Origin of the sequence: Domibacillus tundrae (assembly GCF_000970675.1) — a bacterium.
Classification (GTDB): Bacteria; Bacillota; Bacilli; order Bacillales; family Domibacillaceae; genus Domibacillus; species Domibacillus tundrae.
On sequence record NZ_LAJA01000020.1, the window covers coordinates 1 to 23,775 of the forward strand.

Annotated in this window: 26 protein-coding genes and 1 riboswitch; of the genes, 5 read left to right on the forward strand and 21 right to left on the reverse strand. The window is 46.5% G+C overall.

The genetic code is table 11. The features are described from left to right. Positions 1-142 precede the first annotated feature (142 nt). Complete coding sequence (locus VQ00_RS14805) at positions 143-895, reverse strand: hypothetical protein (protein WP_046180905.1); 753 nt, start codon at positions 893-895, stop codon at positions 143-145. Next, entirely contained in the window at positions 889-1,899 is a 1,011-nt protein-coding gene (locus VQ00_RS14810) for a hypothetical protein (RefSeq protein ID WP_046180906.1), read from the reverse strand. The genes VQ00_RS14805 and VQ00_RS14810 overlap by 7 nt, the downstream gene beginning before the upstream one ends. 182 nt (positions 1,900-2,081) lie before the next feature. Here VQ00_RS14810 and VQ00_RS14815 point away from each other — a divergent pair, with 182 nt between their 5' ends. Beyond that, the gene (locus VQ00_RS14815) at positions 2,082-3,182 is read left to right on the forward strand and encodes an ATP-binding protein (protein ID WP_052728575.1); all 1,101 of its coding nucleotides are present in this window, start codon (positions 2,082-2,084) and stop codon (positions 3,180-3,182) included. On the opposite strand, the gene VQ00_RS14820 is transcribed toward VQ00_RS14815, so the two are convergent. The 3 genes from VQ00_RS14820 to VQ00_RS14830 form a co-directional block, all read right to left on the reverse strand. Next, positions 3,157-3,546 carry a minor capsid protein gene (locus tag VQ00_RS14820; protein WP_046180907.1) on the reverse strand — a complete coding sequence of 130 codons (390 nt, stop codon included), beginning with the start codon at positions 3,544-3,546 and terminating at the stop codon, positions 3,157-3,159. The genes VQ00_RS14815 and VQ00_RS14820 overlap by 26 nt on opposite strands. A gap of 6 nt (positions 3,547-3,552) precedes the next feature. Then, positions 3,553-3,831, reverse strand: a complete 279-nt coding sequence (locus tag VQ00_RS14825; protein ID WP_046180908.1) for a hypothetical protein — start codon at positions 3,829-3,831, stop codon at positions 3,553-3,555. Between the two features lie 175 nt (positions 3,832-4,006). Then, positions 4,007-4,561 carry an IS630 family transposase gene (locus VQ00_RS14830; protein WP_156154082.1) on the reverse strand — a complete coding sequence of 185 codons (555 nt, stop codon included), beginning with the start codon at positions 4,559-4,561 and terminating at the stop codon, positions 4,007-4,009. Between VQ00_RS14830 and VQ00_RS14835 the strand changes: the two genes are divergently transcribed. Next, positions 4,542-4,793, forward strand: coding sequence for a sensor histidine kinase (locus tag VQ00_RS14835; protein WP_046180909.1), 252 nt, complete (start codon positions 4,542-4,544; stop codon positions 4,791-4,793). The genes VQ00_RS14830 and VQ00_RS14835 overlap by 20 nt on opposite strands. Positions 4,794-4,797: 4 nt before the next feature. Then, complete coding sequence (locus VQ00_RS14840; protein ID WP_046180910.1) at positions 4,798-5,175, forward strand: response regulator; 378 nt, start codon at positions 4,798-4,800, stop codon at positions 5,173-5,175. A 31-nt stretch (positions 5,176-5,206) separates the two neighbouring features. Here VQ00_RS14840 and VQ00_RS14845 read toward each other — a convergent pair whose 3' ends face one another. From VQ00_RS14845 to efeO, 13 genes are all read right to left on the reverse strand, one after another. After that, positions 5,207-5,563 (reverse strand): DUF779 domain-containing protein, encoded by a 357-nt coding sequence (locus VQ00_RS14845; RefSeq protein ID WP_046180911.1) that lies wholly within the window; start codon positions 5,561-5,563, stop codon positions 5,207-5,209. Positions 5,564-5,621: 58 nt separating this feature from the next. Next, complete coding sequence (gene adh, locus VQ00_RS14850; protein WP_046180912.1) at positions 5,622-7,139, reverse strand: aldehyde dehydrogenase; 1,518 nt, start codon at positions 7,137-7,139, stop codon at positions 5,622-5,624. A gap of 95 nt (positions 7,140-7,234) precedes the next feature. Further along, a complete protein-coding gene (gene adhP, locus VQ00_RS14855; protein ID WP_046180913.1) occupies positions 7,235-8,245 on the reverse strand; it encodes an alcohol dehydrogenase AdhP in 1,011 nt (336 codons plus the stop codon). Positions 8,246-8,407: 162 nt separating this feature from the next. Then, positions 8,408-9,073 carry a phosphatase PAP2 family protein gene (locus VQ00_RS14860; RefSeq protein WP_052728578.1) on the reverse strand — a complete coding sequence of 222 codons (666 nt, stop codon included), beginning with the start codon at positions 9,071-9,073 and terminating at the stop codon, positions 8,408-8,410. A 76-nt stretch (positions 9,074-9,149) separates the two neighbouring features. After that, positions 9,150-10,136 carry a diaminopimelate epimerase gene (gene dapF, locus VQ00_RS14865; RefSeq protein WP_046180914.1) on the reverse strand — a complete coding sequence of 329 codons (987 nt, stop codon included), beginning with the start codon at positions 10,134-10,136 and terminating at the stop codon, positions 9,150-9,152. A 160-nt stretch (positions 10,137-10,296) separates the two neighbouring features. Continuing rightward, a complete protein-coding gene (locus VQ00_RS14870) occupies positions 10,297-11,514 on the reverse strand; it encodes an NCS2 family permease (RefSeq protein WP_046180915.1) in 1,218 nt (405 codons plus the stop codon). 89 nt (positions 11,515-11,603) lie between these two features. Next, a complete protein-coding gene (ribH, locus tag VQ00_RS14875; RefSeq protein WP_046180916.1) occupies positions 11,604-12,074 on the reverse strand; it encodes a 6,7-dimethyl-8-ribityllumazine synthase in 471 nt (156 codons plus the stop codon). After that, complete coding sequence (locus tag VQ00_RS14880) at positions 12,074-13,282, reverse strand: bifunctional 3,4-dihydroxy-2-butanone-4-phosphate synthase/GTP cyclohydrolase II (protein WP_046180917.1); 1,209 nt, start codon at positions 13,280-13,282, stop codon at positions 12,074-12,076. The genes ribH and VQ00_RS14880 overlap by 1 nt, the downstream gene beginning before the upstream one ends. A gap of 12 nt (positions 13,283-13,294) precedes the next feature. After that, the gene (gene ribE / locus VQ00_RS14885) at positions 13,295-13,939 is read right to left on the reverse strand and encodes a riboflavin synthase (RefSeq protein ID WP_046180918.1); all 645 of its coding nucleotides are present in this window, start codon (positions 13,937-13,939) and stop codon (positions 13,295-13,297) included. A 4-nt stretch (positions 13,940-13,943) separates the two neighbouring features. Beyond that, positions 13,944-15,020 (reverse strand): bifunctional diaminohydroxyphosphoribosylaminopyrimidine deaminase/5-amino-6-(5-phosphoribosylamino)uracil reductase RibD, encoded by a 1,077-nt coding sequence (gene ribD, locus VQ00_RS14890; protein ID WP_046180919.1) that lies wholly within the window; start codon positions 15,018-15,020, stop codon positions 13,944-13,946. A gap of 132 nt (positions 15,021-15,152) precedes the next feature. Beyond that, a riboswitch (FMN riboswitch) is annotated at positions 15,153-15,289 on the reverse strand. 18 nt (positions 15,290-15,307) lie between these two features. Next, positions 15,308-17,032, reverse strand: a complete 1,725-nt coding sequence (locus VQ00_RS14895) for an FTR1 family iron permease (protein ID WP_052728581.1) — start codon at positions 17,030-17,032, stop codon at positions 15,308-15,310. Next, the gene (gene efeB / locus VQ00_RS14900) at positions 17,013-18,245 is read right to left on the reverse strand and encodes an iron uptake transporter deferrochelatase/peroxidase subunit (RefSeq protein WP_046180920.1); all 1,233 of its coding nucleotides are present in this window, start codon (positions 18,243-18,245) and stop codon (positions 17,013-17,015) included. The genes VQ00_RS14895 and efeB overlap by 20 nt, the downstream gene beginning before the upstream one ends. Before the next feature lies 1 nt (position 18,246). Further along, a complete protein-coding gene (gene efeO / locus VQ00_RS14905; protein ID WP_082091591.1) occupies positions 18,247-19,077 on the reverse strand; it encodes an iron uptake system protein EfeO in 831 nt (276 codons plus the stop codon). 373 nt (positions 19,078-19,450) lie between these two features. On the opposite strand from efeO, the gene VQ00_RS14910 reads away from it, so the two are divergent. Beyond that, positions 19,451-20,002 (forward strand): GNAT family N-acetyltransferase, encoded by a 552-nt coding sequence (locus VQ00_RS14910; protein WP_046180921.1) that lies wholly within the window; start codon positions 19,451-19,453, stop codon positions 20,000-20,002. Between the two features lie 356 nt (positions 20,003-20,358). Here VQ00_RS14910 and VQ00_RS14915 read toward each other — a convergent pair whose 3' ends face one another. Continuing rightward, on the reverse strand, positions 20,359-20,913 hold the full coding sequence (locus tag VQ00_RS14915) for a phytoene desaturase family protein (RefSeq protein WP_052728586.1): 555 nt from the start codon (positions 20,911-20,913) through the stop codon (positions 20,359-20,361). 41 nt (positions 20,914-20,954) lie between these two features. Here VQ00_RS14915 and VQ00_RS14920 point away from each other — a divergent pair, with 41 nt between their 5' ends. Continuing rightward, positions 20,955-21,755 carry an NAD kinase gene (locus tag VQ00_RS14920; RefSeq protein ID WP_046180922.1) on the forward strand — a complete coding sequence of 267 codons (801 nt, stop codon included), beginning with the start codon at positions 20,955-20,957 and terminating at the stop codon, positions 21,753-21,755. A 54-nt stretch (positions 21,756-21,809) separates the two neighbouring features. Here VQ00_RS14920 and VQ00_RS14925 read toward each other — a convergent pair whose 3' ends face one another. Next, the gene (locus VQ00_RS14925; protein WP_046180923.1) at positions 21,810-22,760 is read right to left on the reverse strand and encodes an aldo/keto reductase; all 951 of its coding nucleotides are present in this window, start codon (positions 22,758-22,760) and stop codon (positions 21,810-21,812) included. 12 nt (positions 22,761-22,772) lie between these two features. Then, a complete protein-coding gene (locus tag VQ00_RS14930) occupies positions 22,773-23,771 on the reverse strand; it encodes a Gfo/Idh/MocA family protein (RefSeq protein WP_046180924.1) in 999 nt (332 codons plus the stop codon). Between the last annotated feature and the right edge of the window lie 4 nt (positions 23,772-23,775).

The window sequence follows — 23,775 nt, forward strand, 5'->3', positions numbered from 1 at the left end:
AGGTTTGAAAACGCAAGACCCTAAATTTGTGTGATTTGAGAACATATTTTTGATTAGTAGTAATTGAATGTAAAAAAATCTAAAAAAACGCGACTTTACTATTCTGGGAAAGCCAACTATCTTCTATAAGTAAAGGAGCCGATCACATGCGCATAGAAAAAGAAAAGAAGGATGTGTCAACGTCTAGCGGGTTGATTGTGAGCGATTGGCGGTCAAATGCTAGGTACGTCACATAGTAATCAATGAATGTATCAAAATCAGCTTGGGATATGAATGCCCGAACCTTCCCGTTCGGGGAACCTGTCGTTGCAATAGTCCATTTTTGCAAATCCGGACTGTTCCCCTTGTAAATCTCAATTAATTTTTCTGCTCTATTTTTAAAATTACTACCGGATCTTGTTAAATCATTGATTCCATAAGCGCCATTACTTAATACCGGTGTCACTTTCTCCCTTACAATCGCCCCGGCTGTCACTTCAATTTGAGTTGGTCCGTTTGCTACAATGTCACCTTCAACATTGACGGTTTCGACAACAGGCGTTGCTAAAACATACGAAAGTTTATACGGCGTATAGTTCGGGGCCAAATTCGCTGATACAAATGCAATCGTGTTTGTTGTCGGAACTGTCGTGCCATCCACAACGCTTTTCCATTGATCCGCTGTTGTGTTAGCTGCCGGCAATGCTGTTCCTGCTGCCAATGCGTTTGACTTCGTGAATGAGCCTGTTGTGGTATTCCCCTGCTTTGTTTCTGATCCGCTTGTTGCGCTGATATAAACATTAGCGCTGGTAACACCCGACGGAAACGCCGGCAATGTGACGTCAAGTTGCTGGCCGGCCGCCACCGCAATGCTTGTCGCTGCCGATGCCATTGTTTCTCCCGCTGGTGTCACCATGTGTATTTCACGTAATACGTTCCGGCCGGCAATGTTCCACCTGTTCCACTGACTGCTAAGCCCGGATCCGCAGAGGGATTCGTTGCGGCATAAGCTGTCTTTCTCCAACCGTTGAAAAAGGCTTTTATTTCAGCGGATGACGGCACGTAATTTTCGCCAAATCCTGTGTCAACATCGAGGATGGTCATGTTGATAAATCCCCCATCATTGAAACATTGATCTCCTTGCGTATTCGCGCCAACTCCAACATTTTTCAATATTTTTCCGTCATGTTTACTCATTGTTACATAAACATACGGTTTGGCATCTGCCCATTGGCGAGTAATTCTCTTATAACCTTCAAAATCCGCGCTCCAATTCCATGCCAAACTACCATCCAATACAATATCCTTTTCAACCGCTTTGCGCCGCTTCCACACGCCATCCTGCTTAAACAGCAAATCTTTCGCCGTTCCGATTGCACCTAATTTTGTTGGTGCAAGCAACATCGATGGATTGCGCGGGACGAATGGTTTTGCTGTAGATCCTAGTGTGAGCATCGGATTCGAGAAAGTCGCTTTTTGTGCCACTCCTGCCGAAATACACAAAATTACATATACGACAGTTGCGGTCGGATCTGCTGTGAAACTAACTTTTAATTCTCCTTCTCCTGCCGCGTGTCCGTATCTACTGGCGTCAACTACGTTAGTATTCGGATTACGCCAAACCACTAAAGCCACGGAAACCCCTGTTGTTTTGATTGTGATGGTGTATGATTGGCCACCCTTCAGCTGGATAGGTATTTGAGTAAATTGATTATTAGCTGTATTGTTAATTTCTAATTCATAAGGAACGTTAACCTTATCGTCTGGCAATTTCGCTTCATATTGGATGGTTCCATCTTGCCTTTGGTAAGGGAAAACCCCTGGCCGTGTGATAGGTGCTGTCACGGTTAAAAAGCCATATGAATCCTTTTTCAGCATGGAGTCCGTAATCAGCATTTTGTCATATCGCTGTACCTTCACAATGTTCTCACCCCCTTTCAGGCAATAAAAAAAGACCGATTCTCGGTCTTGTGACATTTTTCAATACAAAATATAGTCATATAAAGGAAACATAGCGAAATGTATTGTATAATCTAAAGATATTTTATCGATTATGATGAATTGAATTTATTAACCATTAATATAAATAGAGGATGTTATGCATGGATCATTACAACAATGAAAGTAATCAGAATATTAATAACAATCAAGTTGATTACAAGCATTTTATCCCAAGACAAAATGGGTTTGTGTTTAAATTTATAAAGAAAGATAACGATTTTATCCATACGTTCGCTGAAGGTGATTTTCTAGAAAAAATAGGGCTTTCTCCTGCATATATTATTGGTAAAACTTTGCACGACTTTTCACCTAAAGATCAGGCAAATCAGAAACATTGTTTTTATGAAACAGCCTGGAACGGTAATTTGGTTAACTATGAAGGAGGCGCGAACGGATACCATTACCTTGCTTCGTTAACTCCGTTAATTATCGATTCGCAAATTGTTGAAGTGGTTGGTACGGCTATCGATATTACAGATTACTGGAAAGATGTCACTAAAATTCAAGAATTAGAAAAACTTTCACTAATTGGTGAATTAGCAGCTGGAATTGCCCATGAAATTCGAAATCCGTTAACGTCTGTAACAGGTTTTATCAAGATGATTCAGGAACGTTCAAATGACGAAACAACAAACGAATATCTTAAGATAGTGCTTCATGAATTAAGTCAAATTAATACCATCGTTAATCAATTTATGTTTATAGCTAAACCTAAAGAAACCATGGAAATTATAAATACAGACATGAAGGCTTTGGTCTCCCGAGTTATAGAATTTATGAAACCCCAAGCAAACCTAAAAGGTCTAAACTTTATCGAATTTATTAGTTCTGATTCTATATTTACTGCTCAGTGTGACCCTAATCAGTTAACACAAGTTCTAATGAACCTAATACAAAACTCAATTGAAGCAACTACTGATCCTACCCAAAAAATAGTCATTTCGCTTAAAAATGTAAATGACAATAGCTTCTTAATAGAACTTACCGATAAAGGGAGCGGGATTTTACCAGAGAGACAAAAAAGACTATTTGAACCTTTTTACACAACAAAAGAAAAAGGGACAGGATTAGGGCTTATGATGTGTAAACGAATTATAGAAAACCATGACGGCACGATAGAAGTTAACAGTCAACTTGGTGAAGGCACGACTGTCAGAATCATTTTACCTAAGGCCTTTAATCATCATCAAAAACGGGATTAGCAGTACAGCGGCAATTGTAATCAGTACCCGGCAACCCAACAGCCGGTGGATTGGCATATTCAAATACCTGTCCTTCCAGCTTGTCGTGCGAATCACGTACCTTTTCATCGTTTGATGTGCTCCACTTGAATTTGCTGACGCCCATTGCCTTATGCCGCTTGGCAGTCATTTGGCCAAGAATGGAGCCTGTCTGATCCCGGGCAATAAACTTCGCCCGCTTCTCCGACATACCAGTGCGCTGTACCAGCTGATCCCGAATCTCTTTTTCACTGGTACCATTCTTTACGCCTTGATAGATGATGGATTCGATTTTCGGAAAGTATTCATCCCGAATTGTGCTGATATAGCTGACATTCTCCGCTATGGACGTTCACATAAACTCATCAAGCCACGGTTCAAACTGTGTAGGATCAATGCCTTTTACTCGCCCTTGATCCTGCCTGTTCTTTTTATTGAAATTGTTTACGCCATTTACAAAGTTAGAAGCAGTGTTCAGGATATTATCAGCAGTAAAAATACCAAGTGATAAGCCTTTTATGACCTCAATAGCCTGCCGGATCACATCAAGCGGGCCATCAATTGAATAGATTTGACCATCTGCCCGATTGCGGTACTCTTTGATCTGCGGACGGATGCTTTCATCAAACACCCTCAGCGTAACCTTTCCCAGTTCGTCTATCAGCCTTTTAACATTCCGATAATATGAAACTGCTACCGCATCAGGAAAACGTGTAGGCGGTACTTTCCTATATAAGTACAACTTAATCTTTCAACATAGCTAACGAACCAATTCGCTGGAGGACGTTCTCCGGGCAAGTGTCCAACTATTCCATGAACGAACGGACGGATGCACGGATATCTTTCTGGGTGGCATGGAACCGGTTGATGATGACGCTTCCTTTCAGCCAGCCCCACATACGCTCAACGGCGTTAAGCTGCGGAGAATATGGAGGCAGAAAAAGCAGCGCGAGGCAGTGTTTGTTCTCCTCTAAAAAGGGTTTTAAGAGCCTGGCATGATGAATCCGGGCATTGCCTGGGATCATGACGATATGCCGGTCTTTATGCATCCCTGGAATATAACGGAGAAACGCCAGAAACGTCTGCGCACTGCACGGCTCTTTCTCCATGCAGAAGAACTCGCCATTTTGGACGTTCACACAGCCAAACAAGCTGACAGACGCGTGGTGGCCGTAAGTGGGGATCTGTTTTTGTCTGCCTTTAAGACTCCATGTGGAGCGCAAAGCCTGGTCATCCCGGATATGACTTTCGTCTTCATAGAGAAAGACTAACTCGTCTGTCGCGTTTTTTTTATCATGTTGAGCTCTTTTTGAAAGGCTTCCTGTTTCCTGGGGTCTATTAGTGGAATCGGAAGCCGACAAGCATCATGTGTATTTACATATCACAGATAACGGGTCTGGGATATCCCCAGACCAAATAGACGATACTTTCCATCCGTTTTTCACTACCAAATCAGCACACAATGGCACCGGTCTTGGTTTGTCGGTAAGCTTGGGCATCGCCGAATCACATGGCGGCACATTAACTGTAACGAGTGATATCGGAAAAGAAAGCACATTTACGCTGGCCCTTCCTATATGGAAAAGGATGTGAATACATGGCACATATATTAATTGTGGATGACGAACAGGAAATCAGCCGTTTTTTAACCCGGCTTTTTCAACTTAAAAAAATGAATGTAGCCTATATTGATAGTGGCCGCGCATTTGATGATCTTGATCGCATCGATCAATTCGATGCCGCTTTTTTAGACGTACGGCTGCCAGACCGGAATGGCCTTAATCTTTTAAAGGAATTGAAAAAAAGAGCACCGTCCTGTAAAGCCGTCGTGATGACCGGCTACAGTACAGTAAAAACGGCCGTGGAAGCGTTTATCAAAAAAACATTGAAAGAAACGGCCGGCAGCCGCGAACAGGCAGCTGAAAAGCTCGGTATTTCCAAGCGGAAAATCCGCTATTATTTAAATGAAACATAAAAGTCTTCCATTCATTTGGAAGAATTTTCGTTTATTGATTCAGTTCCTGCCGCTCTTCGTCCGTAAAAACACGGGACCTTGTTAAAAAGCGTTTTCCTTCGGGTCCTTCGAGTGAAAACATGCCGCCGCGTCCGTCAACGACATCAATAATGAGCTGTGTATGCTTCCAGTATTCGTACTGGGCATCGCTAATGTAAAACTTGACGCCTCCGATTTCACCGAGCAGCTTGTCTGAATCACCAGTCATAAATTCGCCGTCCGGGTAGCACATCGGCGCACTGCCGTCACAGCAGCCGCCTGATTGGTGAAACATGAGCGGTCCATGTTTTTCTTTCAGCTTTCCGATTAAATCTAAGGCAACTTGAGTAGCCGTCACCCGCTCTGTCATATTTTCCACCTCCCTATGAAAATAGCGCCGCCGCATAACGCGGCAGCGCAATCATTGATCAAAAGAATCCAAGAGCATCTTCTGAATAGCTGACAAGCAGGTTTTTCGTCTGCTGGTAATGATTCAGCATCATGAGATGATTTTCGCGTCCGATCCCGGACATTTTGTAGCCGCCGAACGCTGCGTGTGCCGGATACTGGTGGTAGCAGTTTGTCCAAACACGGCCCGCTTTAATGTTGCGGCCGAACCGGTATGCTCTGTTTTGATGGCGCGACCAGACACCGGATCCGAGACCGTAAAGTGTATCGTTTGCAATTTCAAGCGCTTCCGCTTCATCTTTAAAAGTTGTAACAGAAACAACCGGTCCAAAAATTTCTTCCTGGAAAATACGCATTTTATTATGACCTTTAAAAATAGTTGGCTTAATGTAATAACCGTTTTCAAACCCTTCGACCGTATTTTTCTCACCACCGGCCAGGCATTCGGCGCCTTCTTGTTTACCAATATCCAGGTAGGACAAGATTTTTTCCATTTGTTCATTCGACGCCTGCGCGCCCATCATTGTGTCTGTATCAAGCGGATTGCCTGTTTTGATTGCATTGACACGCTCAATGACACGCTCCATAAATTTGTCGTAAATGTTTTCATGAACGAGCGCGCGAGATGGGCATGTACACACTTCACCCTGGTTAAGCGCGAACATGACAAATCCTTCCACCGCTTTGTTTAAAAATGCATCGTCTTCTTCCATAATATCGTCGAAGAAAATATTCGGTGATTTTCCTCCGAGTTCAAGCGTGACCGGAATTAAGTTTTGCGACGCGTACTGCATGATCAGTCGACCCGTTGTTGTTTCACCCGTGAAAGCGATTTTCGCAATGCGTTTGTTTGATGCAAGCGGCTTTCCTGCTTCAAGACCGAATCCGTTGACGATGTTAACAACACCCGGCGGCAGCAGGTCTTCAATGAGTTCCATTAAGACCAAAATCGACGCTGGAGTCTGTTCAGCTGGTTTTAATACAACGCAGTTTCCTGCCGCAAGCGCCGGCGCAAGCTTCCATACGCCCATTAAAATCGGGAAGTTCCACGGAATAATTTGCCCGACTACGCCAAGCGGTTCGTGGAAATGATAAGCAACTGTGTCATCATCAATCTGTGACAGCGAGCCTTCCTGCGCCCGAATCGCCCCGGCAAAATAACGGAAGTGGTCGATTGCAAGAGGTAAATCGGCATTGAGTGTTTCACGAACTGCTTTCCCGTTGTCCCACGTTTCTGCTACCGCGAGCAGTTCTAAATTTTCTTCAATTCGATCGGCAATTTTATTTAAAATGTTGGCACGCTGGGCGACCGACGTTTTGCCCCATTCGTCTTTTGCCGCATGTGCCGCGTCAAGTGCGAGTTCAATATCTTCCGCCTGTGATCGGGCCACTTCACAAAACACTTCGCCCGTCACCGGTGTGACGTTTTCAAAATATTGGCCGCCGACTGGTGCGGTCCATTTTCCATTAATAAAATTATCATATTTTTTCTTAAACGTAACTTTTGATTCTTCTTGCCCTGGATTTGCGTAAATCATATACCCTTTCCCCCTTTGAATGTTGGAAATCCGTTATATAAAACGCTTACATTTCCAAAATAACGTCTTCTGAACTGAATGTCAACTCATTTGTCTTACATGGTGAGCACAATTCGACCATTAATTTTTCCTTTTTCCATTTTGTCGAATATATTGTTAATGTCGTCAAGCGGAGCGGTTTCGACTTGCGCTTTTACTTTACCGCGTGCCGCAAAATCGAGTGCTTCTTTCATATCCAGACGTGTCCCGACAATTGAGCCTTTAACAGATACGCCGTTTAAAACCGTATTGAAAATCGGGATTGGCAGTTCAGCGTTTGGAAGACCAACCACGACCAGTGTTCCGCCGCGTTTCACGGAACGATACGCCTGTTCAAACGCTTTTTTGGTGACTGCCACACTGATTGCCGCCTGAACGCCACCTAATTTTCCCTGAATTGCATCTGCCGGATCTTCATTCATCCCATTCACTGCTTCATCTGCGCCCAAGCTTTTCGCAAGCTCCAGCTTTTCATCCGCAATATCAACCGCCACAACATTAAAACCCATTGCTTTGGCATATTGAAGCGCGATATGGCCAAGTCCGCCAATGCCGTAGATCGCGACCCAATCACCTGGTTTGGCACCTGAAACTTTCAGTGCTTTATACGTCGTCACGCCTGCGCATAAAATCGGTGCGACTTCAACCGGATCAAGGCCGTCTGGAATTCTCGCCACATAATCAGCCGGTGCCACCCAATATTCCGCATAACCTCCGTCTACCGAGTAGCCGCCATTTTCCTGGTTCGGGCAAAGTGTTTCCTGTCCCTGCAGGCAATATTCACACTCGCCGCAGGCGGAAAATAACCACTGCACCCCAACACGGTCACCTACTTTTAAGGACGAGACCCCTTCTCCAATCTCTTCAATGATTCCGACACCTTCATGACCCGGAATAAGCGGCAGCTTTGGCTTTACCGGCCAGTCGCCGTGTGCTGCATGCAAATCAGTATGACAGACACCGCATGCTTCGATTTTCACTAAAATTTCGCCGCGTCCCGCTGTCGGTTTTGGTACATCCTTCACTTCTAACTGCTGATTAAATTCGTTTATGACTGCTGCTTTCATTATTTTTTTCCTCCTTTAAATGTGGTTGTTCACTTATTATATTGCAAGGACTGTGCCAACTTTGAAAACGCTATTAATTAGTTGTTTTTCTTTCATTAAGCCGAAAAATCGGCCCAATCTGCCGGGAAATCGGCTTAAACAGACAAAAAAACGGCTTTCTCATTATCGAGAAAGCCGCCGATTGATCCGGTATTCACTGAAATGAAACAACATAATCCAAAAAAACAGCCAGGCAGCGCCAATGGAAAACCCGGCGATCACATCACTGGGGTAATGAACACCAAGATAAATCCGGGTCAGTCCGACAAGGAGGATCATGCAGCCGGCAAGCACCGCAGCGATCATTTTTTTCCATTTTTCTTTTAATAAACGAAAAAGCATAAAGGACAGGGCGCCATAAAAAATAAACGAGCCCATTGAATGCCCGCTTGGAAAACTATAACCGCCTTGCTCAATTAATGGCAAAATGTCCGGACGCTGGCGTTTAAACAGCTCTTTTAAAAAGCCGTTAAACACTCCGCCAAGCCCATTGACAAGGACAAAAAACAACGCCCATCCGTACCGTCTGCGGATAACAAGAAACAGCGCAATCAACCCAGTCGCAATCGTTAAAAATATCACCGAAGCAAGCTCAGTCATAAAGACCATCCGAGCGGTGCGGCCTTCATTCACCCACGATTGCACTTCTTTAATTATTGTGGCGTCGAAAGCCGCTACTTCATTTTCCTGAAGTGCATCGACGACTTCAAAAAACCCCCATGTAAAGAGAATAAGAAATACGGCGAGAGAGCCATAATAAACGTATGGGCGCCACTTCTTTATATTCAATCGTAATCTTCCTTTCTTTTTATCATCCTTCTTTATACCCTTCATCATTAAAAAAAATCCAGGAGTCACTCCTGGATTAAAAAACATGCGCAGCCAAATATGATTCCGCTTCTTCGAGCAGCCGCTCATACGCGTTCTGTTCCGCAAACGCCTGTTGGTTGTGGACAGTAAAACGATGCGGTGTACCAAGCTCTACGCTAATTGTGCCTTCAAACATATATGTGCCGTTCCCGATCAAATCAATCGAGTAGCGGCCCGCTGCATGCTGATGCACTTCACAGCGGACTTTTCCGCCGTTATTGTATACGTCAATTGGTGTTTCATAGTCGTTTAAGCCGAGTTGGCAGGTCGTCAATGTCGAAGCGGACATCGCTGTACCGCACGCATTTGTAAAGCCGACGCCGCGTTCAAACGTCCGGACATACAGCGTGCCTTTTTCGATTGGATGAACGAAGCTGACATTGACTCCATCCGGCGTAATGTCATTTTTTTCGTTCAGCATTGCCGCAATCTGTTTTTGCTCATTTGAGGCAATTAGTTCCCGGCTGCCGACTGCAATTAAGTGTGGATTCGGTACGGCGACTGCTGAAAATGGGATTGAATCAGATAATGCCGGAACGATTTCATTAAACAAGCGTTCTTTTCCAATCGTCATCGGCAAGTCGGCAAGATCGAACAAAACGGGTGAAATTTCCACGCGATACGCCGGTACACCGTCATAAATATCGCCGTCCCGTTTCACATAAAGGTCTGCTTTATTTGTCTCAACAACAATCTCATTTCTTCCGAGTTTGTCCAGTACATACCGGCCGTGCAGACGAAGGCCGTTGCCGCACATCGATGCTTCTGAGCCATCACTGTTAAAAATGCGCATTTTTGCGTCCGAATGACTGCTTTCCATGACAAACACAATGCCATCCGCACCGATGCCTGTTTCACGGTCACAAAGCGCCAATGACAAATCACGGCGGTTTTCTTCGGTGAATGTGTACCTGTTCGTCCACTCATCAATTAAAATAAAATCATTTCCTGACCCGTGGCCCTTAATAAACTGAATCTCCAACCTGAATCCCTCTTTCACAGCAAGTTTATTTTTTTCAGTATAGCAGATTTATATGGGGTGGTGCGACTTCTTGGAAGGGTCGTGCGATTTTATGAATTCTTGGTGTGAAATTTAATCCGGGTCCTGCGAAAATAAAAAAACCGCCCCAAGAGGCGGATTTTTAGTGAATCATTGTATTCATCAGGAACAGCACCGCGATGATGTACATCGGAACGGGTACTTCGCGAAATCGCCCGCGGGTCATTTTTAAGATCGGGTATAAAATGAAACCGGCCGCAATGCCGTCTGCGATGCTCGATGTAAGCGGAATGATCGCGATAATGGCAAGTGCTGGAATCGATTCGGTCCAGTCAGAAAAAGACAGCCGGCGGATGTTCATTGTCATCAGCACGCCGATAATAATTAAGATCGGCGCAACAGCAGAGCCTGGCACCATATTTAAATACGGCGCCGCGACAAACGCAAGCGGAAATAAAAGTCCGGCAACAAGCGGTACAAGACCGGTCCGTCCGCCAGAAGCGATTGGCGCCGCGCTTTCAACGGCCGACACATTAGCACTTGATCCGGCCATGCCGGATGCGATGACCGCAAATGCATTAGACTGAATGGCCCGCTTGAATTTCTGCGGCTGCTCAGCCAAATTCAAGTGGCCGTGCACGAGGCCGATGTTTTCAAACAGCAGCACCATCGTTAACGAAAATACCGCCGAAATGAACACGACTGGCGAAACCCCTTTAACGGTCCAGGCGCCAAATACCGATGCATAGCTGCTCATGCCAACATGACGTGAGATCTCCGGTAATGTGCCAAACAGCCAGGCGATGCCGGTACCGGCTAAAATGATCCAGATAAAGGTGCCCGGCACTTTTCGCCAAAATAATACGATTGCAAGCACGAACGTGATAAGCGCAGCCCACGAAAGCCCGGATTTTTCCAAACCGATCACGATAAGAAATAGCCCGAGGCCAATTGTGATCGCTTCTTTAAGCGACGCGGGCACAATGTCATTTAGTTTTCCGGCGATTGGTGTCAGTGTGACCACCGCAAACAATAGACCGGAAACGACAGTGACACCAAGCGCCTGCTGCCACGTCATGCCCATTTCGTTCACAAATGTATAAGTGAACATCACATTGATGCCCATGCCTGGTACAATTATGATCGGTGCATTCGCCCACAGCGCCATAATCAAACACCCGGTCGCGGCCGATACAATGGTTGCCGCTGCGGCTGCTTCAAATGGCATGCCCGCTTCTGACAAAATGAGCCCGTTTACGGCAATAATGTAGATGACTGTTAAAAAGCCGGCCACACCCGCAGACAATTCCTTCGCGAAAGTCGTTCCGTGTTCGCGAAGCTTAAAAATTCCTCCATTCATTAATAAAACCTGCTTACTGTAAAGCGCCCTCTCCCTACCCGCTGTATTGTCAGACAGAGGTCTGACAACCAGCCACGTTAGCGATTATATCACGCGTCAAATGAGCGGAGCAAGTTCGCCATTTCGATAGCAGACATCGCTGAATCCCAGCCTTTGTTGCCTGCTTTTGTGCCTGCACGTTCGATGGCTTGTTCAATCGTATCCGTTGTCAGAAGACCGAAGATTACTGGTACTCCTGTTTGCATGCCGGCTTGCGCGGTGCCTTTTGCCGCTTCGCTGCAGACATAGTCAAAGTGGGCTGTTGCACCGCGAATAACGGCGCCCAACGTAATAACCGCGTCATATTTTCCACTTTCTGCCATTTTTTTAGCGACAAGCGGCAATTCAAACGCACCCGGCACCCAGGCGATATCGATATTTTCTTCCTCAACGCCATGACGGATAAATCCGTCTTGTGCGCCCCCAATCAGCTTGCTTGTAATAAATTCATTGAAACGGCCGGCAACGATGCCTACTTTTAGTCCTGTTCCAATTAAATGTCCTTCAAATGTTTTTCCCATTATTCATTCTCCTCTTTTACATGTAATAAGTGGCCGAGCTTTGAAATTTTTGTTTTTAAATAATTACGGTTGTCGTCATTGGCCGGCATTTCAATCGGCATACGTTCAACGATATCGAGCCCGTATCCATTTAAGCCGGTAATTTTGCGCGGGTTGTTTGTTAAGAGCCGCATTTTTGAAATGCCGAGATCGCGCAAAATTTGGGCGCCGATGCCGTAATCACGCAAGTCGTCTTTAAACCCAAGCTTGACGTTTGCTTCGACGGTATCATAGCCCTGCTCCTGTAATTCGTATGCCTTCAGCTTATTGATCAGCCCGATGCCGCGGCCTTCCTGGCGCATGTACAACAGCACACCGCGCCCTTCTTCTTCAATCTGCTGAAGCGCCGCATGAAGCTGCGGACCGCAGTCGCAGCGATGTGAGCCAAAAATGTCCCCGGTTAAACATTCAGAATGAACGCGGACAAGCACCGGCTCGTCGCCGGAAATGTCGCCTTTCACAAGTGCAACATGGTCTTTGCCGGTTAAGTCTTCCTCATAGCCAACCGCACGGAAATAACCGAAATCGGTCGGCAGCTGGATGTCCGCTTCCCGGCGGATCAGTGTTTCACGTCCACGGCGATAGGACACAAGCTGTTCAATCGTAATGATTTTCAAATCGAATTTTTTCGCCATCACTTCAAGCGCCGGCAGTCGGGCCATGGTCCCATCATCATTCATCACTTCGCAGATGACACCGGCTGGTTTATGACCGGCAAGCTTTGCAAGGTCAACCGCTGCTTCGGTATGGCCGGTTCTGCGCAGCACGCCGCCGTCTTTTGCAATCAGCGGAAAAATATGACCCGGCCGTTTAAAATCAGCTGGTGCGGACGCATCATCCACCATTGCTTTCACCGTATCAGCCCGATCAAATGCGCTTATGCCGGTCGTCGTTGAAATGTGATCAACGCTGACCGTAAACGCTGTTCCGTGGCTGTCCGTGTTATGTTCCACCATCGAATGGAATTGAAGCCGGTTTGCAATCTGCTCCTCAACCGGCACACAAATGAGGCCGCGGCCTTCTTTCGCCATAAAATTAATCATGGCACCATCTGCGAGTTCCGCAATGCCGACAAGGTCGCCTTCATTTTCACGGTCTTCATCATCGACAACAATAATCACTTTCCCTTGTTTTAAATCGTCAATGGCTTCTTCAATTGTTGAAAACATGGATGTTCCTCCTTACAAATAGCCGTTCTCTTTTAATAAATCCATTGTGACGCCGCGCTTAGGCGCTTCTTTTTTCTCAAGCATATTGCCGACGTATTTCGCCAGCATGTCGCATTCAATATTAACCGGATCGCCAACACCTTTTGCCGCAAGAATCGTTTCATCCCTTGTATGCGGAATGAGTGACACTGTGACGTCGTTATCCGTCACACCAAATAATGTAAGCGATGTACCATCAAGAGAAATCGAGCCTTTATATAAAAAGTAACGACCGAGTCCTTCCGGATAGGAAATCGTCACATAAAGTGCGTTTTCTTCCTGTTTTTTCGAGACAATATGTCCGACACCATCAACATGTCCCGAGACAAAATGGCCGCCAAACCGACCGTTCGCTGCCATCGCCCGCTCTAAATTCACACGAGCGCCAGATGTAAGCGCAGCAAGCGCTGTTGATTTAAACGTTTCCGGCATCACATCCGTTGTAAAATGCGTTTTTGTAAATGTCGTTACCGTCAAGCAGACGCCGCTGACGGAAATGCTGTCGCCTATTTGCACGCCTTCCAGCACTTTCCTAGCGGCAATCGTCAGCTGCAGCGATTTACCGCCGCGGACAATTCGCTCAACCGTACCGATTTCTTCTATTATTCCTGTAAACACGTGATCACCTTTTTCCCATGACGATTTTCAAATCCGGACCGATCTTGTCAATAGAAACAAAATCAAGATCGAGCGCTTCATCCATGGATGAGCCACCGAGTCCGCCAAAAGAGGACGGAGCCGATTTGCCGCCGATTAATTTCGGCGCCATATACATGACGAGCCGGTTAAAAGCGCCAATGTCCAAAAACGACGCATTCATTTCAGCCCCGGCTTCTACAAACAAAGTCATAATGTTCATTTTGCCAAGTTCATCAAGCACCGCATCAATGGCCATGTATGGCAGCCGGATGATTGTGACCCCTTCATCTTCTAATGCACGTTGTTTTTTCGTCTGTGCGTCGGATGCACAGAAAATAATTGTCTTTGCTTCTTTGTTTTGAATGATGTGAAAATCAACGGGTACGCGTAAATGCGTGTCCAATAAAATTCGAATCGGGTTTTTTCCTCCTTGGGGCAGACGGGAGGTGAGGAGCGGGTTGTCGAGCAGGACAGTGCCGATGCCCGTTAAAATGGCATCATGACGGCTTCTGAGAAGGTGTACGTCTTCTCTGGCGGCGTCGCTTGTAATCCAGCGGCTGTGCCCGGTATGGGCGGCCGTTTTGCCGTCGGCGGTGACAGCAGTTTTAATCGTAACGTAAGGCCGTTTCGTCTGAATAAAATGAAAAAACGGTGTTAATAATTCCGTTGCTTTTTGTTCGCAAATGCCGGTCTTGACTTCGATGCCGGCCGCCTGCAGTTTTTCGATGCCTTTTCCGCCCACAAGCGGATTCGGATCAATGGCGGCAATAAAGACGCGGCGAAGGCCTTTTTCAATAATAAGATCGGCGCATGGCGGGGTTTTCCCAAAATGAGCGCACGGCTCAAGCGTAACGTATATATCCGCATCTTTTGCCGCATCACCCGCCTGTTCAAGCGCATTTACTTCCGCATGTGCTTCGCCGGCTTTTAAATGGGCACCCATGCCAAGAATCCGGCCGTCTTTAACGACCACAGCACCAACGGGTGGATTTGGTGTAGTCTGGTACGCGGCACTTTCGGCAAGCGACAGTGCAAGATTCATATAATGTTCTTCATTCATTTAGAAGGGAACCCCTTTCTTAAAAATACCGCCTGTACACAAGAAAAGCCCCGCATTGATGTTCAATACGGGGCTTTTTATCATTAGGAAATAAACGTTTTCTATCTGAAAAAATTTTCAGAAAACGCGTTTTGTCCTTTCCTCCCATCCAGACTTTCACTGTCGGCTCCGGAATTACACCAGATCCACCGCACGTATGCGGGTCACGGACTAAGGGCTATGCGCCCATCACCGCCGGTCGGGAGTTGCACCCTGCCCCGGAAAGGTTTATTCGAATGTTGTTATCATTATGAACCTTCTTTAAATCGTCTGTCAAGGAGGGATTCTTGTTTTTTCAGCCAGAAGGCAAGCATAGCAATGACAACAAGCAGGACAAGCTGCGGCAAAACCGTTTCAACCGTCGGGTACAAGCCGATCACATCAATAAACGGCACAATGGATGTTGAATGAATATCAACCACGCCCGCAACTTGCAGCGAATGAATACTTTTGCCTAAAATTTTAAACGCCAGCACGTAAATAAGCAGCGCCGCGCTCGTAAAAAAGAGCCGCATCGGAACCCGCACGCTGTATTTCATCACCAGAAATCCAACCGCTGAAACGATAATAACGGCCACCGCGATGCCACTGACAAGTGCGCCTAGTTTCATATCCGGTGCCATGCCGGCATAAAAAATGATTGTTTCTGCGCCTTCTCTGAAAACAGACAAAAAGCTGATCAACGCAAACGACAGAACGCTTCCGGATGCTGCTGCTTTTCCCATCGACTGCTTAACAAACGCATTCCATTTGTTTATATTCGATTTTCCGTGCAGCCAAATACCAACACCGATCATCATGACGACAGCCACGATGCCGGTGAGCCCTTCCATATATTCACGTCCGGCGGCACCCGCAAGACCGGTGAACACGCGGCTTAACACAACCGCCATCACAACGCTCGCCAACATACCGCCTCCCGCGCCGAGCCAAATCCATTTTTTCGCCTTCTCTTGTCCGGTTTTTGATAAAAAAGCGAGCAGCGCCGACAATATAAGCACAGCTTCTAATCCTTCACGAAGCAAGACAAGTGCCGCATCCCACCATGTGTAGGAAGAGGATTCAACGAGCGGCAGCAAGCGGTTTTCGATGCCTGCGATCATATCTGCTGCTTTTTCACTGTCAACCTCTTTAGAAGAAAGCAAGCCAGCCGCTTCCGGAATGACTACTTCAATGTCGTTGTATAACGACGCATCTTTTACTTGAACGGTTCCTTCAACAGCCGGCCACATCGTGATCGATTCTGTCAGCGAGGCGGCAGCAGCGGTGCTGTTTTCAGCCCGCGCCTCCTCTTCCGCTTTTTTTAAAAGCGCCATGTAGTCGGCAAGTGTGGCCGTTTCAGCCGTGCCGCCCTCACTCGTTCCATTTAAGTACCGTTTAATTGCTTCTTCAAGCGTGGTTGCTGCGCTGCTCACCTCCGCGGGATCAGACGGTTCTTTTACAACGGCAATCCGGAGCAGCGCCATATTGGTTTCAATGTCACCGTATGCCGCTGTACTATCGGCATTGACGATTTTTTCAACAGTGCTCCATTTTGTTTCAAATGAACGGTATGAAGACTTGTCAATCCCTGTTTGGTTCATGTCAGATAAAACCGGCAGCAGCTCTGCCACTTTAGCACGTTCCGCTTCCTGGTCCACCGGATTTAATGCTTCATCAACGCCAACGAGCGCGGACGACAATTGCTTCAGCGCCGACTGCACGTTTTCCTGATTTTTTTCCTGCACGGCTTTTTCAACAGATGCCATTGCCGCATCTACTTCTTTAGACGGCGTACCGAGCGTTTTCCACTCTGTTTGAAATTGAGCCATATTCTCTTCAACCGCCGCGTAGTCTTCATTTTTCACATTCATCATCGCATCGCCAACCGGTACAAATAAAGCGTCGGTATCGGTCTCAGCGGATGCACTCTGTACGCCCATTCCGCATATAATGAACAAAACAGCGGCAAGCTTAACTAAATAACGTTTCACCGAGCCAGCCTCCTTTTTTCACACCGGGCAGACAGGCAAAAACAGCACTTCCACGGTGAATCGTGTATTCGTTCAATTTATCATTTTTCGCCAGTCGGGTTTGAATCGGTACAAACTGATTTTGAATGCTTTTTTGGAAACTAATAAACAACAGCCCTGCATCAAAGCTGCCTGTTTTCGGATCGAGACCGTCCGCGTACGAATAAGACCGGCGCAAAAGCTTCACGCTTCCGTCTCCGTGTGCAAGCGCCGTGTGGGAATTCGCCGGTATTTGTTTTTGACCCGTTTCATCCGTTTTGGCCAAATCAAGCTGTTCAAATTCGTCTTTACGCCCAAGAGGAGCACCGGTTGCACGGTGGCGGCCAAATGTTGCTTCTTGTTCCTGCAAAGCTGTTCGGTCCCACACCTCAATAAACATTTGGACGCGGCGCACGACCATATACGTGCCGCCCGCCATCCAGCCGCTTTTCGTCCAGACATGTTCATCCATCGCTTTTTTGCTCGTATGGTCCGGATTCCCTGTTCCGTCTTTGAATCCGAACAAGTTGCGCGGTGTTTCTTTTTCCGTGTTCGCCTGCTTTGTCCGCTGAAATGCTGCCTGTGTCCATTTCAGCTGCATTTTCCCGCGGGCAAGACGAATCAGGTTTCGCACTGCATGAAACGCCACTTGCGGATCATCTGCGCACGCTTGGATGCACACATCACCGCCGGACCACTGTTCTTCAAGGGCGTCAAAGGAAAAAGCAGGCAAATCCGCAAGTTCCGCCGGCTGCTTTGCCGTCATGGCCAATTTTTGAAAAAAACCGGGACCAACGCCGAATGTCATGGTCACGTTCGAGGCGTCAAGACCGGCTGCTTCGCCTGTGTCATCCGGGGGCATTAGCACATTCGATGCCGGTTTCCCAATTTCTTTTCCTTCTGCTATAGCTGCAGCCGCTTCTGTCCATTCTTTAAAAAGAGAAATCACTTCTGCTTTTTCCGATGTAGTCAGCATTAACGCTGCAAAGTACAAGTGATTTTGCGGATCGGTTGTAATGCCTGCCTGATGCGTGCCATAAAACGGAACCGTGCCGGTGCTTTTTTGACCAGCTGATGCTTTAAGTGTAAGCAGGCTGCCGGCACCGGATGCACCGATCAACAGACCTGCCGCACCAATCCCGCCCGCTTTCAACACATTGCGGCGTGACACTTCTTTTTTTAAAAAATTATCCACATTACGACGCCTCCGTCACGATACCAAGCTGCGAAAGAGGTTCAGCAAGTGCATCAATGGCTTGGCTCAATTCTTTTACCTCTGCATCTGTTAAATCAGTATAAAGCGTATAAGCATCGCCTTCTTTTTGATTGTCAAGCAGCGTGTAAACATCGCTGAATTTCGCATCAATTTCCGCTGACAGCGCTTCGTCTTTTTTCTCAAGCTCCGGCTGCAGCAGCGTAAAGATTTTTTCCGCGCCTTCTACGTTCGCCGCAAAGTCATATAAATCGGTGTGTGAATAGCGGTCTTCTTCGCCGGTCACTTTGGACGTCGACACTTCGTTTAATAGATCGACCGCACCGGTGATAAGCAAGTCCGGTGTTACATCAACCGTCTCTACCTTTGCACGAAGGAGCTTCGTATCATCGATCAACTGCTGGGCATATTCTTCGTAGCCTTCCGTCGTTTCGTCGATCCAAAGACCCTTTTCAATGCGGTGATAGCCGGTCCATTCTTCTTCCGGCACGTCGCCTTCTCGCGCATCGATTTTCGGATCTAAATCGCCGAATACTTCGGCAATCGGCTCCGCCCGTTCATAATGCATACGAGCCGGCGCATACGCCGCTTTCGCTGTCTCAATATCGCCTGTTTTCACCGCTTGGGCAAATTTTTCGGTTTCAGTGACGAACAAATCAATTTCACTGATCGCATACACTCTATACTCATCAGTCACACTCGACAAATCCGGTGCTGACGCCACTTCAACCGGCTCAGCGGCATCTTCTGCCCCACAAGCGGCAAGCGTTACTGCAGTCGTTAGTATTGCTGTCGTTTTCGTCCATTTTTTCATTATTTTGATCTCCCTCATTAACTGATAATGAATTTCATTCATAATTATACGATATTGAAAATCATTTTCAATTAAAATTTTAAAAAGATGTCGAAAATATTTTTGATTTGCGTTTAAAACCTATTTTCAAATGGGTAAAAATCTTATATTATAAAAGTAATGACGACATGTTATTGCTAGTTGTAGTGGGAAGGCAAATGGTGCGCCACCGGTTTCTTTAATCGGTTCTAATGGGTTCGATTCCCATCCCGGAATTTTTTGATGGACAGGCTGCTGTTGTGACGCTCTTGTTTGATTGATAAAAAATTTCGAGGGTGAATCGGGACGCTGATGAACCGCTATACCCTCAAGTCATGAAAAGGAGGGAATTACCATGTTGAAGAAGCGCGATGTTCACGAAAGTCATGTTTTGTTTGATTTGATGACGCACCCGGAAGTCTTCCCTTTTGTGCGACATAAAGTCCAGTCTTATGAAGAATTTTTGTTCGTGACAAAACAAAACATCGAGTCAGAAGAACGCGGCGAATTAATTTCTCGGACGATCCTTGACGAATGGGGCAATCCAATCGGCACGATCAACTTGTATGACATTGAAAACGGCGCCGGTTTTCTCGGCACATGGCTCGGCAAGCCGTATCACGGTCAAGGCTATAATGCTCCGGCAAAAGAAGAATTTTTCAAAGAGCTTTTTTACGAAATGGGCATTGAATCGATTTATATGTCGATTCGTAAAGTGAATATCCGCTCGCGTAAAGCTGCAGAAAAACTGCCTTATGCAGTACCGGCAAACGAAACACGCCCGGATGTATATGCCAAATTAAATAAAGACGATGCTGTATTTGATTTATATGAAGTACCGAAAGACCTCTTCACGCTTTATTTGATGCGCAAAGATCAGGAAAACGAACAGGCAATGGAAGCGTAATACGTAACACCCATTCCGAAGAACCCCTCAATGCGTACCTTACCTTCAAATAAGAAGCGAACGATCCGTTCATCTGACGACCAAAAACCCAAAGAAAAAGGCTGTCTCTCATTAGTGGAGACAGCCTTTTTCCCTTTATTCGCCTGTGTATTCCAATGCTTTACGTTTACTTTGTTTTTTAACCGATCGATCAAAAAGGCACATTCAGTCCGCTCAATGTCACCATCGGGCTGCCGCCGCCGGGATGTGTCGTCCCGCCGGCGTAATAAATGTTTTTGATATTCAGATGACCGTTTCGCGGACGCAAAAATGAGTCTTTTAAGCGATGGGAGGAAATGCCATACAGCGCTCCTTTATTATGCAGAAAAACGCCGGGCAATATCTCGAGGCGCTATGATTTGTTCATAATCGGAAATGCCGACATCAATGCCGTATGAAAAAAGCCGCTCATAAATTATTTCTTTATAACGTTCGGTATCTACGTCTGCAGCCGGCGCATTGACGAGAATAAACAGATTGCTGCCGTCCGTTACATCCGGATCAGTCGCCGCACTGTGACTTATGTGTATGGTCGGGTCATCCGGCATGCGCTTTTCATGGAAAATTTGGCGGAATTTGGCTTGATAATCGTTTGTGAACATGACCTGATGATGCGGCAAATGTGTGAGCCGTTCTTTTTTGCCGGCCAGGATCACAAAAGCTGAAATCGAAGACTCAAACCGGTCGAGTTTTTTGTCCGGATAAGACGGCCGGTCGCGCTCTTCAATTAACCGACGCGTTGCTGTTACAATGGTCACACCGGCCCCTTTTGCCTGCATGGTAATAGCGGCCGACAAACCGCCGAGTCCGGCGCCGATGACAATCGCTTTTTCATCACAGCGTCCTCCTTTACTATTGCCGTAATTATACATTAAAATGGATGTATCTTGTACGATAAAGGAGTCTTATATCAATGGAATCAAGAAGAAATATGTTTTTTTCCTATAAAAAAGATCCCGGAAAATTAGACGATATCCAAGCGCTCATAGCGATTGCCCAAGAGCAAGGATTTACAATTGTCGACAGCTCAGCGGAAGCGAATATCATTGTGGCAGTTGGCGGAGACGGGGCGTTTTTGCAGGCGGTGCGGAAATCCGGCTTTCGTGATGACTGCCTGTATGTCGGGGTGACAGATGAAGTGGAAGCCAGCCTTTATTGCGATTTTCACATTCACGATCGTGACGCGATGATTAAAGCGATTCAAACGGCTGGCGTGGAAGTACGCCGCTATCCGGTCATTGACGTGCATTTGGACGGTCATACCCATTTTCAATGCTTAAATGAATTGTCAGTCCGTTCTTCTATTATCAAAACGTTTGTGATCGACGTACATATCGATGATCTTCACTTTGAAACGTTCCGTGGTGATGGCATTGTCGTGTCGACACCGACAGGAAGCACCGCATACAGCCGGTCGCTGAACGGAGCCGTTGTCGATCCGCGTATTCCATGTATGCAGGTTAGCGAAATTGCCTCGCTCAACAACAACCAGTTCCGCACACTCGGCTCATCGTTTATTTTAGGCGACAGCCGCAAGCTGACATTAAGCATTGTGCAAGACGGCAACGGCTACCCGATTATTGGTCTCGATAATGAAGCGCTCAGTGTACAAAATGCGAAAAACATTGAAATCGAGATGTCTGGAAAAATCATTAAAACAGTCAAATTGAAAAACAATTCGTTCTGGCACAAAGTGCAGCGGACGTTTTTGTGAAAAAATAAGCGGACCCTTTTCGGTCCGCTTTTTCGTATTTGTATTTGTGTCCATTTATCCAAATTTATATTCTTTCTCTCCATGCTCCAGCCAGTTGATTTCTTCCTGTGTCAGCACAATGTCTGCGCCTTCTCTGCAAGAAAGCAGCTCGTTTTCATTTTGAGCCCCGATGAGCGCGCATGTAGGAAAAGGCTGATTGAGTACGTACGCTAGCGCAATTTGAATCGGGCTGACACCTTTTTCTTTTGCCAATTGTTCGGCGCGGCGTAGCCGTTCCCAGTTGGCATCACTGTAAAAAACGCGGACAAGGTCTTCGTTGCTCCGGTCCTCCGGGGTGAAACGGCCGGTGAAAAAGCCACGTGCCTGTGACGACCATGATAAAACCGGCATTTGATTCGCCTCGTACCATCTCATATCTGCTTCATCCACTGAAATACAGCCTGGCCAGAACGGTTCGTTTGGCTTTGCCAGGCTCAAATTCGGACTGCTGAATGTGAATCCGGTTACATTTTGAGATGCCGCGTACTCATTTGCTTCCTGGATCCGTTGCACGCTCCAGTTGGAAACGCCAATCGCTTTTATGCGTCCAGCCGTAAGATGTTCATTCAGTGCGTCGATGATGACGTGAACCGGAACAGCCGGATCGTCGCGATGCAGTGCGTATAAATCAATGTAATCCGTTCCAAGTCTCTCAAGGCTTGTCGAAAGATCTTCTGCTATGGCATCGGGGTTTACGCGAGGTCCACTATCGCCTTTCGGATGAGCCCCTTTCGTTAAAATGAAGACGTCTTGGCGATTTTGTCGTTCTTTCAGCCATTGGCCAATCGCCACTTCACTCTCACCGCCGCAGTAGACGTAAGCCGTATCGATCGTATTGCCGCCGATCGCGATAAATCGGTCCAGTACCGCGCTTACTTTTTCATACACATCCGGCGAAAAATAATCGGATCCCTGAATCAGCGCAGAGACCGGTTTTGTTAGTCCTGGAATGGAAATCTTTTTCATGTTGAACTCCTCCTATTTTAATTCGATTCGTCGTTGTTCTCTTGCAGACGTTAAGCAGGCATCCAAAACGCGCATATTAGAAACAGCATCCGAAGCATCATATGGGATAGGCTCCTGACTTTGAATGCCGCGCCCGAGTACGTCTGCCTGCAGGGCGTATTGATTGACCATTGGCACTTCTACTTGCCGCCGTCCGTTTTCTGTCAATACAAAAAAGTGATCCTGTTCATCTTGCTGAACAACAAAAGCAGAAGGTATGTCTATCCGCCCTTTTGTGCCGACAATGGACAGCTCATTTTGAAAGTGAGCCCACATGCCGCATTGAAAAGTGAGGGTGACCCCATTTTCAAACTCCAATATGCCGGACGCCATCATATCCACGTCATCATGTTCAGGTGAAAAAAATGCGTGAACGGCGGCGGCTTTCGGTTCCTGCCCAAGAATAAGACGTGCGGCACTGATTGGGTACACGCCCACATCATATAACGAACCGCCTCCCCATTCTTGTTTATAGCGGACATTGTTTTTATCATCCGCATTATTAAACATAAAGGTTCCATGTATGCTGCGAATGTCCCCGATTTCACCTGATTGAATGATGTCACGAATCATTGCGTAACGGGGATGATAGCGGTACATAAAGGCTTCCGCAAACAGCACCTGCGCTTTTTCACATGCTTCTTTCATTTCTTCTGCTTGCTCCGTATTCATGGCTGCCGGCTTTTCACATAACACATGCTTGCCCGCTTCGGCCGCCCGGATCGTCCATTCTTTATGCAAGTGATTCGGCAGCGGTATGTACACGGCATCAATGTCAGGATCAGCGAGCAGTTCTTCATAGCTTCCATACGCTGTTTCAATGTTCATCTCTTGGGCAGTTTCTTTTGCTTTGTCGATTCTGCGGCTGGCAATGGCTTTAACCATTCCCGTTTCAGACTGCTGAATACCTGGAATACCTGCTCGTTTTGCAATGCCTGCGCAACCGAGGATACCCCATCGAATTTTTTCCATTTTC

Excerpts from the sequence above, each read along its gene's own strand:
- VQ00_RS14805 (WP_046180905.1), bottom strand. The coding sequence starts at position 895 with ATGGTGACACCAGCGGGAGAAACAATGGCATCGGCAGCGACAAGCATT.
- VQ00_RS14815 (WP_052728575.1), top strand. The coding sequence starts at position 2,082 with ATGGATCATTACAACAATGAAAGTAATCAGAATATTAATAACAATCAA.
- VQ00_RS14840 (WP_046180910.1), top strand. The coding sequence starts at position 4,798 with ATGGCACATATATTAATTGTGGATGACGAACAGGAAATCAGCCGTTTT.
- VQ00_RS14845 (WP_046180911.1), bottom strand. The coding sequence starts at position 5,563 with ATGACAGAGCGGGTGACGGCTACTCAAGTTGCCTTAGATTTAATCGGA.
- adh (WP_046180912.1), bottom strand. The coding sequence starts at position 7,139 with ATGATTTACGCAAATCCAGGGCAAGAAGAATCAAAAGTTACGTTTAAG.
- adhP (WP_046180913.1), bottom strand. The coding sequence starts at position 8,245 with ATGAAAGCAGCAGTCATAAACGAATTTAATCAGCAGTTAGAAGTGAAG.
- VQ00_RS14870 (WP_046180915.1), bottom strand. The coding sequence starts at position 11,514 with ATGAATGGAGGAATTTTTAAGCTTCGCGAACACGGAACGACTTTCGCG.
- ribH (WP_046180916.1), bottom strand. The coding sequence starts at position 12,074 with ATGGGAAAAACATTTGAAGGACATTTAATTGGAACAGGACTAAAAGTA.
- VQ00_RS14880 (WP_046180917.1), bottom strand. The coding sequence starts at position 13,282 with ATGTTTTCAACAATTGAAGAAGCCATTGACGATTTAAAACAAGGGAAA.
- ribD (WP_046180919.1), bottom strand. The coding sequence starts at position 15,020 with ATGAATGAAGAACATTATATGAATCTTGCACTGTCGCTTGCCGAAAGT.
- efeO (WP_082091591.1), bottom strand. The coding sequence starts at position 19,077 with ATGAAAAAATGGACGAAAACGACAGCAATACTAACGACTGCAGTAACG.
- VQ00_RS14910 (WP_046180921.1), top strand. The coding sequence starts at position 19,451 with ATGTTGAAGAAGCGCGATGTTCACGAAAGTCATGTTTTGTTTGATTTG.
- VQ00_RS14915 (WP_052728586.1), bottom strand. The coding sequence starts at position 20,913 with ATGTATAATTACGGCAATAGTAAAGGAGGACGCTGTGATGAAAAAGCG.
- VQ00_RS14920 (WP_046180922.1), top strand. The coding sequence starts at position 20,955 with ATGGAATCAAGAAGAAATATGTTTTTTTCCTATAAAAAAGATCCCGGA.
- VQ00_RS14925 (WP_046180923.1), bottom strand. The coding sequence starts at position 22,760 with ATGAAAAAGATTTCCATTCCAGGACTAACAAAACCGGTCTCTGCGCTG.
- VQ00_RS14930 (WP_046180924.1), bottom strand. The coding sequence starts at position 23,771 with ATGGAAAAAATTCGATGGGGTATCCTCGGTTGCGCAGGCATTGCAAAA.